Raw genomic sequence first — 12,078 nt, forward strand, 5'->3', positions numbered from 1 at the left:
TGTATTAGATTATTTATTTTAATATTTCTTATTTTCTTTGTTTTAATAGCTGTAATTTTTTCAACTAATATAGGTACTCATTTGGTTTTGAAAAGTTTATTAAATAATATAAATTTTCATCATAATATTAAAATTCAAGGTTCTTTTTTAAATGGGGTTTGTATAGATGAATTAGTATTATTCAATAATGATATCAAAATAGAAATACATGGATTAAAACTAAATTTTCTATGGCATGATTTATTAAATAAAACTTTATGTTTAAGAAATGTTTCTTTACAAGAAATAAATATTTCTTGTAAAGAAATACATGGTCAAAATTACATTAAAGAATATAGTAAATTTCAATATAATGTTTTTGGTTATTTTTTGTCACAATTATATTTAAAAAAATTAGAAATAAATAAATTAAGCATATTTTCTTTAGGTGAAAAAAGAATAAAATTCTTTATTAATAATATTGATTCTAATATTATCATTAATAAAAATCAATGTAATATAAATGTAAATAATCTATATTTTAGTAATCATTTTACTAGTAGTAATTTTAGGGGGGGGATAATTATTCATAATATGGATAACCTACCTTTTGAATTGAATTTTAGTGCAAATGGAAAATTTCAAAAAATCTTAAATTATAAAAAAGAACACATAGAAATTATTCAAAATAACATACAAAAATCTAAAATAGAAATTTTAGGTAAAATAAATGGAAATTTAAAACTTGCTATATTAGATAGTTACATAAAATCTAAAAACTTTACATGTAATTGTAAATCAGAATTTACTATTTTAGAAAAAATTCTATTCAAAAATATCGATTTTAATCTTTATCAAGCAAATAATTTTAATTGTTTATCAGTATTTTTTTCAAGTAATATTTTTAATAAATTTAGTAATATTTCTAAAAAAAAATTATTTGGCAACATAAAAATAAGTAATTTTTTTTTTAATATCAATGGTAAAAAATCATTAATATCAATGTCAATTGATATTAGTACAAAATTAGATAATTCAAATTTATTAAATATAATTGATTTTAGTGTTAATTTAAATAATGCAACTTATATATATGATCAATCATGCAATTTATTTTTAAAAGGGTATATAAATTTTAATAAGATCTATGAAAATATATTTTTATATAATTTTAATGATATTAAAAATGTATATTTCAAATCTTATTTTATATTAGGTAAAAATAATTGGAATGTTATAGGTAATTGGAACAATAATTATGGAAATTTAAAATTAAATAATATTACAAAAACATATTCATCAAATATAAATTTGAATATTGTTGGTGATATTAATTACCATATTTGTAAAATAAATATTTGTTCAAATGATATTAAAAATCCAGTTAATATTAAATTAATATTTTCAGGATCTTATTATAAAAATAATATAAATGGACATATAAAAAATATATGGTCTAATGAAATTTTTTTGATAAAAGCTAATACACCTAATTTTTATATAGAAAATAAAGATTCTATTAAATTTAATTTGATGTATGGATATAAAAATATTAACTGGTATATAGGCAAATTTTGTTTAGATTTAAAAGATTTAGATGGAAATATTATTTCGATTAATCATGAAAATACTATAGGATTTAATAGTACTTGGAAAACATCAGGCAAAGTAAATAATTTTATATTTAACCCTATATATTTCAATCAAAAAAATAATTTTAGAACAAAAAAATTAAAACAATTTTACCAAGATAATGAAAAACAACAATTAAAATGTGATATTGATTGGTGTTTGTCTTTTAATGATATTAATAATCATAACGAAGGTTTAAATGGTCATATATACATATATAATAAATGTATGAAAATTTTTAGCCTAGATATTAATTCATTGAAATTTAATAAAAGTAAGATAAGTATCAAATTAAATATAAATAGTAACTTATTTGGATATATAAAATCAGATATTTGTAATATTTCAATGCATAGAAATTTCACTAAATTATCATTTTTCTTAGAAAGAAACTCATATGGATATATTAATGCTAATTTACATAATTTAGGTTTATTTAATTATATTATTGATAATAGCTTTAAAGTTAATGGCCATTTTAAAATGAATATTATTTTAAAAAATAATATAGATTTAAATGGCTATATAAATGGACAAAATTTAAATATTATAAGTATTGCTGATGGAATTAAATTATTGAATGGCTCGTTAATAGCCAATATCAAAAAAGATAAAATTGTTATTCATAAATTAAAATTTCCATCAATATTAAAAATTGAAACTCCTAAAAAATTTATTAAAAAATTATCTAATGAATTAATAATAGATCATAATAGCTCTCTTAATTTAGAAGGTGTTTGGAATTTTTATAAAAATATTGGTAAATGTACTGTAATTTTCAATAAATTTCCCTTAATTCAGCGTGAAGACAGATGCTCAATAATTTCAGGTCAATTATATATTAATGCAATTGATTCTAAAAAAATTTTTATGAATGGAGATTTAACAGTAAATCGTGGATGGGTAAGCTTAGAAATATTAAAAGGTATATCTAAAATAGATGATGATATACTGTTTAGTAAAGATAACATTATAGATTTTAATAGAAAACTTAAATCAAAAATAAATTTTTTCGTAGATCTAAATATAGATATTGGAAAAAATTTTTATGCAACTGGACTGGGATTATCTACTGGATTATTTGGTAATATTCATTTTATGTCTAAAAAAGATAATCAATTGATTGGGGTAGGTGATTTGAATACATCAAATGGATTGATAGAGATATATGGACAAAAATTACATTTAACACGTGGTAAATTAACTTTTCAAGGTCGTTTAGATAATCCATTATTAGATATTGAAGCTTTAAGAAGTGGTGAATTAATTGAAGCTGGTATAAAAGTCACTGGTGCTTTGCAAAATCCTAAGATAGATATAGTTTCTTATCCAGATGTTAGTGATATACAAAAATTATCATGGTTAATTTTTGGTAGAGGTCTTGATAATAGTGGAAGTGATGCTGCATTATTAGTATCTCTTGGGAGTGCTATGATAGGCTCAGGAGAACCTTTATATAAACAATTAGGATTAAGTGATTTAAGTATTAAAAACGGTTTAATAGGTACATATAGTAGTTTGTTACCTGGTTATACTGTAGCTGGTAGCATAAATGATAATTTTGGAAATTTAGCTCACCAATTTTTAACTATAAGTAAAAAATTTAATAATGGAATATCTGTATCTATAGAACAATCATTATCTAGTGAAGATATTATTAGCAAGTTAAGTTATAGTATATTAAAAAATATATCAATTGATATAAAGTGCGGATCTGTAAAAGGTATAGCAATAATTTACAGTAGTTTTTTTAATAATTAAATAATAAAAGAAAAATAATGAGTATTAAAAATGATAAATGGATTAGATCAGCAGCTAAAAATGGTATGATAAATCCTTTTGAACCAAATCAAGTTAATTGTTTAGATAATAAAAAAATTATTAGTTATGGTACTAGTAGTTATGGTTATGATGTTAGATGTGCAAATGAATTTAAAATATTTACTAATATAAATACTGTAATAGTAGATCCAGTTTCATTTGATCAAAGATCTTTTGTAAATATTAAGAATGATATATGTATAATTCCACCAAATTCATTTGCTTTAGCTAGAACAATAGAATATTTTTCTATACCACGTAATATTTTAACTATATGCCTTGGTAAAAGTACTTATGCAAGATGTGGAATTATAGTGAATGTTACACCATTAGAACCAGAATGGGAAGGTTACATAACTTTAGAGTTTTCTAATACAACACCGTTACCAGCAAAAATATATGCAGGTCAGGGTTGTGCTCAAATGATTTTTTTAGAAAGTGATGATGAATGTGAAACTTCTTATGCTGATAGATCTGGAAAATATCAAAATCAAATAGGTGTTACACTACCAAAATTATAAATAATTTTATTTAACGAATATATACTATGGGGTTATATAATGAAATTTTTATTTCCTATTTTCATTATTGATGAAGATTATAGATCTGAAAATGCATCAGGATTAGGTATAAGAGCCTTATCTGATGCTATTAAAAAAGAAGGTGTAGAAGTAATAGGTGTTACTAGTTATGGTGATTTAAGTTCTTTTGCTCAGCAACAAAGCAGGGCCAGTGCTTTTATATTATCAATTGATGATGAAGAATTTGATGTAGATTCACCTGAAGATGTTGCTAGCGCAATAAAAAAAATAAGAAATTTTATTAGCGAACTACGCTTTCGTAATGTGGATATACCTATTTATTTGTATGGAGAAACTAGAACATCAGAACATATACCTAATGATATCTTGCGTGAATTACATGGTTTTATTCATATGTTTGAAGATACTCCTGAATTTGTAGCTCGCCATATAATTCGTGAAGCTAATAATTATATTAATACTCTTGCTCCTCCATTTTTTCGAGAATTAGTGAATTATGCTCAAGATGGATCATATTCTTGGCATTGTCCAGGACATTCAGGCGGTGTAGCTTTTTTAAAAAGTCCTGTTGGTCAAATGTTTCATCAATTTTTTGGTGAAAATATGTTAAGAGCAGATGTATGTAATGCTGTAGATGAGCTTGGGCAGTTATTGGATCATACTGGACCAATAGCAGAATCAGAAATTAATGCTGCTAGAATATTTAATTCAGATTATTGTTATTTTGTTACTAATGGAACGTCAACATCTAATAAAATAGTATGGCATGCAAATGTTGCAGCTAATGATATAGTTTTAGTTGACCGTAATTGCCATAAATCTATATTACATGCTATTACAATGACTGGTGCTATTCCTGTTTTTTTAAAACCAAAAAGAAATAATTTTGGTATCATAGGCCCGATTCCATTGGAAGAATTCGAACCAAATAATATAATCAATAAAATTAATAATCATCCTTTAGCAAAAAATATTATTAATAAAAAACCAAGAATTCTCACATTAACACAAAGTACTTATGATGGAATTATTTATAATGTAGATATGATAAAAGATCGTTTAGGTAATTATGTAGAAACTTTGCATTTTGATGAAGCTTGGTTGCCGCATGCTTCATTTCATGATTTTTATCATAGTATGCATGCTATAGGTGTAAACAGACCACGAAGTTCTGATGCCATTATATTTGCAACACATTCAACTCATAAGTTATTAGCGGGAATATCACAAGCTTCACAAATTATAGTACAGGAAGCTGAAAATAAAAAATTAGATCGTAATGTATTTAATGAGGCATATTTAATGCATTCATCTACTTCTCCACAATATGCCATTATTGCTTCTTGTGATGTTTCTGCTGCTATGATGGAACCACCTGGAGGAACAGCATTAGTCGAAGAAAGTATTCGAGAATCTATGGATTTTAGAAGAGCTATGCGTAAAGTTGAATCTGAATTTGGCAAAAATGACTGGTGGTTTAAAGTTTGGGGACCTAATAAATTAGCTAATGAAGATATAGGAAATAGAGATGATTGGATATTAGAATCTGAAGATTTATGGCATGGCTTTGGAAATATTGCTGATAATTTTAATATGTTAGATCCTATAAAAGCTACAATAATTACTCCTGGTTTAGATATGTCAGGTGAATTTGCAAATAATGGTATACCTGCAGCATTAGTATCAAGATATTTAAATGAACATGGTGTTGTAGTTGAAAAAACAGGTTTATATTCTTTTTTTATTTTATTTACTATAGGTATTACCAAAGGTCGTTGGAATAGTTTATTGACTGCATTACAGCAATTTAAAGATGATTATGATAAAAATCATCCTTTATGGAAAGTATTACCTGATTTTTGTAAATCTAATAAAAGATATGAAAAATATGGATTAAAAGATTTATGTAAAAGTATTCATGATGAATATAAAAAAAGAAATATTACTAAAGTAACCACTGAAGCTTATCTTAGTGAAATGATACCAGCATTAAAACCTTCAGATGCTTTTGCAAAAATGTCTCATAAAGAAGTAGAAAAAGTACATATATCAAAATTATACAATAGAATTACAGGTGTTTTATTGACTCCGTATCCACCTGGTATTCCACTTTTGATACCAGGTGAAAGATTTAATGAACATATTATAAATTACTTAGAATTTACTAGAGATTTTAATGAATTATTTCCTGGATTCGAAACATATATACATGGTCTTTCTATAGAAGAAAATAATGGCAAAAAAGATTATTACATAAATTGTTTAATAGAATAGTATTTTTAGCTTATTTTGCTTTAGTATATATTACGAAATCATATTTGATATTATTTTCTTTACTTTGTGCTTCTCTAAAAGTTTCATTCCATTCTAAAGAGGAAATTTTAGGAAAATAAGCATCTCCTATGATTTCTATATATATTTCAGTAGCTATAATTTTTTTAGATAATATTAAGGATTGTCTATATATACTTTCTCCACCTATAATAAATATTTCTTTGTTTGTATCATGAAAATGTTCTATTGCATCTTGTACACTATGAAAAACAATGGCACCTTTAGCTATGTAATTTTTTTGACTGCTAATTACTATATTAATTCTATTTATTAAAGGTTTTTTCAAAGATTCCCAAGTTTTTCTACCCATTATAACTATATGATTTATTGTTATATTTTTAAAATGCTTCATATCTCCTGGTAATATCCATGGAATTGTATTATTAATACCTATAATACGATTTAATGTATAAGCTACTATAATAATTGGTTGTTTATTCATAATAATCATTATGTATTAATTAAATTGCAACACTGGCTTTTATATGTGAACTTGATTGATAATTTATTAATTTGAAATTTTCATATTTATAATTAAATATAGAATTAGCTGGATTAATATGAATTTTAGGTAAAGGATATGGTTTTCTAGATAATTGAATTTTTACTTGTTCTGTATGATTGTTATATATATGACAATCACCTCCACTCCAAATAAATTCACCAACTTCTAGATCACATTGTTGTGCAATCATATGAGTTAATAATGAATAACTTGTTATATTGAAAGGTAATCCTAAAAAAATATCTGCACTTCTTTGATATAAATGACAAGATAATTTTTTGTTTGCTACATGAAATTGAAATAATATATGACAAGGAGGTAAAGCCATTTTCTCTAAATCTGATACATTCCATGCAGATACTATTAATCTTCTAGAATTTGGATTTAATTTTATATTTTCAATTAATTTAGAAATCTGATCGATATATTGCCCATTTGTTTTAGGCCAAGATCTCCATTGATAACCATATATAGGTCCTAAATTTCCGTATTTATCTGCCCATTCATTCCAAATATTTATTCCATTATCTTTTAAAAATTTGATATTTGTATCACCGTTTAAAAACCATAATAATTCAAAAACTATACTTTTGAAATGAATATTTTTAGTTGTAATAATAGGAAATCCTTGTGATAAATTAAAGCGCATTTGATAACCAAATATAGATTTAGTACCTATACCAGTTCTATCATTTTTATTTATACCATTATTATTTATATAATGCATAAGATCTAAGTATTGTTTCATTTAATTTTTATTAAAAAGTTATATTGAAAATGTAGTAATATAAGGATATGTATTACTAATTTTTTTAAGTGAGATATTTATGATTCTAACAAATTTTCGATCATTAAGCTCTATAGATAACTTAATTATAGAGTTTGATACTGCAATGAAAGTATTAACAGGCACTGTTATTAGAAAAAGAACTTATAAAATAGCAGATTGTACTAATAATGGAAGTATCTTAACTTTACAGGAACAAAAAATTTCTGCTTCTATAATGAGAGTAAATCATTCTGGAGAGATATGTGCACAAGCTTTATATCGTGGTCAGTCTTTTTTTTGTCAAGATATATATATAAAAAATGTTTTTTTAAATGCTGCTGAGGAAGAGATTGATCATTTAATTTGGTGTAAACATAGATTGTGTGAGCTAAATGGGCATGAAAGTTATTTGAATATTTTTTGGTATATGGGGTCTTTTTTTATTGGTTTATTAATGAGTTTAAATAACCAAAAATGGAACTTAGGATTTATGGCAGAAACTGAAAAACAGGTAGAACATCATTTGATTAAATGCTTAGAATTGTTACCTAATAATGATTATACATCTAAAATAATATTAGAACAGATGAAAATTGATGAACTTATTCATAAAAATACAGCTGAAAAATATGGTGGTGTAGTTTTACCAAAATTTTTAACTGTTATTATGAAATTATCAGCTAAAATTATGACTACAATATCATATAAAATTTAGTTAAATTATTTTTTTAATAGAATTTTTTTTAATTTTTTATTCAAATGAATTTTAATTTGTTTGACAAAAATATTTTTTATATATTTTAAATATTTTGTATTACTAGCTTCAAATGTTAATACTAAGTATGGCATAGTATTTGAAAATCTTATTAATCCAAAACCATTTTTATAATCTACCCTAATACCATCTAAATATAATATTCTATTATATTTACCAAAATTATCATTTTTTTTAAGATTGTTAATTATATTATAAGCTTGTGTTAAACGCATAGGAAGCTTAATTTCTTCGTGAACAAACTTTTTATGAATTTTATCAAAAAATTGAGAATAACTATTATAGTTTGAAAATATCTCTAAGAATCTTGCTCCAGCATATATACCATCATCAAATCCATACCATTTATCTTTAAAAAAAATATGACCACTCATTTCACCAGCTAAAAATATTCTTTTTTCATTAATAGTATTTTTTATTAAAGAATGTCCAGATTTATGTATAATTGGATTGCCACCTAATTTAACAATAGTTTTTTCTATTTGGTGATTAAATTTTATGTCATATAAAATATCAGAAGACGGATATTTTTTTAAAATATCATATGAAAATAGAGATAGTTGTTGATCAGTAGTAATAATATCACCATCATGATTAACAATCGCTATTCTATCACCATCACCATCAAAAGCAAATCCAAATTCACAATTATTTTTCTTAACATGTTTAATTAAATCTTTTAAATTATTTCGATTAGATGGATCTGGATCATGGTTAGGGAATCTACCATCCATATTAGAGTATATATCAAATGTTTGACATCCTAATAATTGAAAAATTTTAGTTGCTATTAAACTTGTGACTCCATTTCCACAATCTATTGCTAATTTTATATTAGGTTTTAATTTGATATTATTTACAACTTTATAAATATAATGTTTTTTTATTGATAAATTCGATATTTTTCCTATATTACCATTATTAATCAATTTAATACGATTCATATTTAATTTTAAATTTCTAAGCCTATCACCAAAAATATTTTCCCAATTTATAATAATTTTGAAACCATTATATTCTGCTGGATTATGACTAGCTGTAACTATAACACTTGATTCTATATTATAAAAATAATTTGCAAAATATAACATTGGACTTGTGACATAACCTATATTTAATACATTCATTCCATTATCAATTAATCCTCTTTCTAATGCTTTTAATAGTATAGTGCTACTTAATCTATTATCTTTACCAATTATTATTTTATTTAATCCTATTGATGCTAATTCTATAGATATTGACGTACCTAATTTGTAAGCAAATAATTTATTAATAACATTTGGAAATAATCCTCTTATGTCATATTCTTTGAATGGATCATTATCAATATTTTTTATTTTGTACATAATAATGTTATAAAAAAATATATATTTTATATATGTATTTGTTAATTTATTTAAATTATAATTTATATTATAAACTTAGGAGAATTAAATATTTATGTCAATTTTTAAAAGTTTAGTAACTTTATTAGGAAATAATAGAGTAATTAAGGGTCAGGATGCTAACTTATTTTTAATTGATTGGAGAAAAAGATTTTTTGGAAATACTATTGCTGTAGTATTTCCAAAAAGTACTATAGAGATTTCTGAAATAGTAAAATTATGTATTCATTATAAAATATCTATCGTACCTCAGGGAGGTAACACAAGCTTATGTGGCGGATCAATTCCAGATTCTTACGGTCAATCAATAGTTATTTCTACAAAATTTTTAAATAATATAAGAAACATAAATTTGCAAGATGATGTTTTAATTGTAGAGGCTGGATGTATATTAAAAAATATTCAAGATTATGCAAATAAACATAATCGTTTTTTGCCTATAAGTTTAGCATCTGAAGGAACTTGTACTATTGGTGGCAATTTATCTACTAATGCAGGTGGAACTCAAGTTTTTAGGTATGGTAATGTACGTGAACTCGCTCTTGGATTAGAAGTTGTTACAGCAGAAGGATTAATTTTAAATAATTTAAAAAGTTTAAGAAAAGATAATTCAGGATATTCTTTAAAAGATTTATATATAGGTAGTGAAGGCACTTTGGGTATTATTACCGCAGCATCATTAAAACTTTACCATAAACCATTAATTATATGCACTGGATTAGTGTATGTAAATTCTATAGAAGATGCAATAAATTTATTATCTTATAGTAAATCAAAATTTGGATCTAATTTAATAACTTTTGAAATTATGAGCAAATATTCTATTGAATTATCTATAAATTTTATTAATGAAAAAAATATTATAATTAATGATCAAATTAACTGGGTTATTTTGATAGAAATCCATAATTATGAAGAAAAAGTGAGTACTTTAAACTTATTAGAAAAAGTATTAATATTAGGATTAGAAAAAAATATTATTATTGATGCTATAGTAGCTAAAAATTCTGAACAACAAAGTTTATTTTGGAAAATAAGAGAAAGTATTCCATTAGCTGAAGCTAAATTAGGTAAAGGAATAAAACATGATATATCGCTACCAATATCTTCTATAAGTGAATTTTTAAAATTTACAAACCAACAATTAATATCTTTTTTTAAAGATATTAATTTTGTAATTTTTGGACATTTAGGAGACGGAAATTTACATTACAATATATTTAGATCACAAAACGATATTAGCGAAGATTTCTTCTTATCATTACAATCAGAAATATATAATATAGTTCATAATAATGTTTATAAATTTAATGGATCAATATGTGCTGAGCATGGAGTGGGACAACTTAAAGTAGATGAAATAAGTAAATATAAAAGTTTTTTAGAAATTGAATTAATGAAAAAAATCAAAATCGCATTAGATCCACATAATATTATGAATCCAGGAAAAGTAATAAGCTTAAATTAAATATTAAATTTTTGACAACTAGGACATAGATATGTTGATCTTTGTTTTTGAGTTTTTTTGATAATTAAACTGTTGCATATTTTACAATTTTTTCCTTCTAAGTTGTATACCATAGCATATTTATATATAAAAGAACCATTAACACCTTCCATGTTTTTATAATTTTTAATAGAACTACCACCTGAATTTATTGCAATATTGAGAATTTTTTTGATATTAAAAATCAATCTACTGCATTCTTTTAAACTTAACTCTTTAACTAATTTAAATGGATTAATTTGAGCATTGAATAAAATTTCTGATGCATAAATATTACCAATTCCAACAATAATATTAGAATTCATAATGGCTTGTTTAATTTCTGTATTTTTTTTTTGAAAAATTTTATACAAATATTCTGCATTTAATTTATTAGAGAATGGTTCTATACCCAAATTTTTAATTCTAGGATGTAGTTCTATTGAACCGCTATCATTAGAATGCCATAATACATAACCAAATCTCCTGGGGTCATTTAATCTAATTATCTCATTATCAAATAACCATTCTACATGATCATGTTTTTTTTTATTACTAGAAATATCAGATCTATATAACATACCTGACATACCTAAGTGTATAAGTTGTATTCCATTTTGAAAATATATTAAAATAATTTTTCCTCTTCTTTGACAATTTAATACTATTTGATTTTGTAAAATATTAGGTAATTTTGTTGAAATCTTCCATCTCATATTATAATTATTAATTATTAATTTATTTAAGCGTTTACCAATAATTGATTTAATTCCTCTAATAGTATTTTCTACTTCTGGTAATTCTGGCATAATTTATGACTCCTATTTAAAAAAAAATTATTATAAAA

General features: G+C 23.6%; 9 protein-coding genes. 5 read left to right on the forward strand and 4 right to left on the reverse strand.

The window, feature by feature from the left end:
- Positions 1-87: 87 nt before the first annotated feature.
- From CKSOR_RS00435 to CKSOR_RS00445, 3 genes are read left to right on the forward strand one after another with little or no spacing between them, the layout of a single operon-like run.
- Positions 88-3,372: a translocation/assembly module TamB domain-containing protein gene (locus CKSOR_RS00435; protein WP_150130246.1), complete on the forward strand. Its 3,285-nt coding sequence runs from the start codon at positions 88-90 to the stop codon at positions 3,370-3,372.
- 17 nt (positions 3,373-3,389) lie between these two features.
- Positions 3,390-3,953, forward strand: a complete 564-nt coding sequence (dcd, locus tag CKSOR_RS00440) for a dCTP deaminase (RefSeq protein WP_108673653.1) — start codon at positions 3,390-3,392, stop codon at positions 3,951-3,953.
- 39 nt (positions 3,954-3,992) lie between these two features.
- Positions 3,993-6,248 (forward strand): arginine/lysine/ornithine decarboxylase, encoded by a 2,256-nt coding sequence (locus tag CKSOR_RS00445; protein ID WP_108673654.1) that lies wholly within the window; start codon positions 3,993-3,995, stop codon positions 6,246-6,248.
- 10 nt (positions 6,249-6,258) lie between these two features.
- Here the strand turns inward: CKSOR_RS00445 and CKSOR_RS00450 are convergent, their stop codons facing one another.
- Together CKSOR_RS00450 and CKSOR_RS00455 are read right to left on the reverse strand one after the other, a co-directional pair.
- Complete coding sequence (locus tag CKSOR_RS00450; protein WP_108673655.1) at positions 6,259-6,750, reverse strand: dihydrofolate reductase; 492 nt, start codon at positions 6,748-6,750, stop codon at positions 6,259-6,261.
- Positions 6,751-6,769: 19 nt separating this feature from the next.
- Positions 6,770-7,561 carry a thymidylate synthase gene (locus CKSOR_RS00455; RefSeq protein WP_108673656.1) on the reverse strand — a complete coding sequence of 264 codons (792 nt, stop codon included), beginning with the start codon at positions 7,559-7,561 and terminating at the stop codon, positions 6,770-6,772.
- 79 nt (positions 7,562-7,640) lie between these two features.
- Here CKSOR_RS00455 and coq7 point away from each other — a divergent pair, with 79 nt between their 5' ends.
- Entirely contained in the window at positions 7,641-8,297 is a 657-nt protein-coding gene (gene coq7 / locus CKSOR_RS00460; RefSeq protein WP_108673657.1) for a 2-polyprenyl-3-methyl-6-methoxy-1,4-benzoquinone monooxygenase, read from the forward strand.
- A 5-nt stretch (positions 8,298-8,302) separates the two neighbouring features.
- Here coq7 and CKSOR_RS00465 read toward each other — a convergent pair whose 3' ends face one another.
- A complete protein-coding gene (locus CKSOR_RS00465) occupies positions 8,303-9,706 on the reverse strand; it encodes a phosphomannomutase/phosphoglucomutase (protein WP_108673658.1) in 1,404 nt (467 codons plus the stop codon).
- A gap of 94 nt (positions 9,707-9,800) precedes the next feature.
- Between CKSOR_RS00465 and CKSOR_RS00470 the strand changes: the two genes are divergently transcribed.
- Positions 9,801-11,213: an FAD-binding oxidoreductase gene (locus tag CKSOR_RS00470; RefSeq protein ID WP_108673659.1), complete on the forward strand. Its 1,413-nt coding sequence runs from the start codon at positions 9,801-9,803 to the stop codon at positions 11,211-11,213.
- Here CKSOR_RS00470 and mutM read toward each other — a convergent pair.
- Positions 11,210-12,040: a bifunctional DNA-formamidopyrimidine glycosylase/DNA-(apurinic or apyrimidinic site) lyase gene (gene mutM / locus CKSOR_RS00475; RefSeq protein WP_108673660.1), complete on the reverse strand. Its 831-nt coding sequence runs from the start codon at positions 12,038-12,040 to the stop codon at positions 11,210-11,212. The genes CKSOR_RS00470 and mutM overlap by 4 nt on opposite strands.
- Positions 12,041-12,078: the final 38 nt, after the last annotated feature.

The organism is Candidatus Kinetoplastibacterium sorsogonicusi (genome assembly GCF_003072465.1).
In the GTDB taxonomy this organism is placed as follows: Bacteria; Pseudomonadota; Gammaproteobacteria; order Burkholderiales; family Burkholderiaceae_B; genus Kinetoplastidibacterium; species Kinetoplastidibacterium kentomonadis.

What these genes read in the sequence shown, in the direction of transcription:
- CKSOR_RS00450 (WP_108673655.1), bottom strand. Translation starts at nt 6,750, where the DNA reads ATGAATAAACAACCAATTATTATAGTAGCTTATACATTAAATCGTATT.
- CKSOR_RS00455 (WP_108673656.1), bottom strand. Translation starts at nt 7,561, where the DNA reads ATGAAACAATACTTAGATCTTATGCATTATATAAATAATAATGGTATA.
- CKSOR_RS00445 (WP_108673654.1), top strand. Translation starts at nt 3,993, where the DNA reads ATGAAATTTTTATTTCCTATTTTCATTATTGATGAAGATTATAGATCT.
- CKSOR_RS00470 (WP_108673659.1), top strand. Translation starts at nt 9,801, where the DNA reads ATGTCAATTTTTAAAAGTTTAGTAACTTTATTAGGAAATAATAGAGTA.
- CKSOR_RS00465 (WP_108673658.1), bottom strand. Translation starts at nt 9,706, where the DNA reads ATGTACAAAATAAAAAATATTGATAATGATCCATTCAAAGAATATGAC.
- dcd (WP_108673653.1), top strand. Translation starts at nt 3,390, where the DNA reads ATGAGTATTAAAAATGATAAATGGATTAGATCAGCAGCTAAAAATGGT.
- coq7 (WP_108673657.1), top strand. Translation starts at nt 7,641, where the DNA reads ATGATTCTAACAAATTTTCGATCATTAAGCTCTATAGATAACTTAATT.
- mutM (WP_108673660.1), bottom strand. Translation starts at nt 12,040, where the DNA reads ATGCCAGAATTACCAGAAGTAGAAAATACTATTAGAGGAATTAAATCA.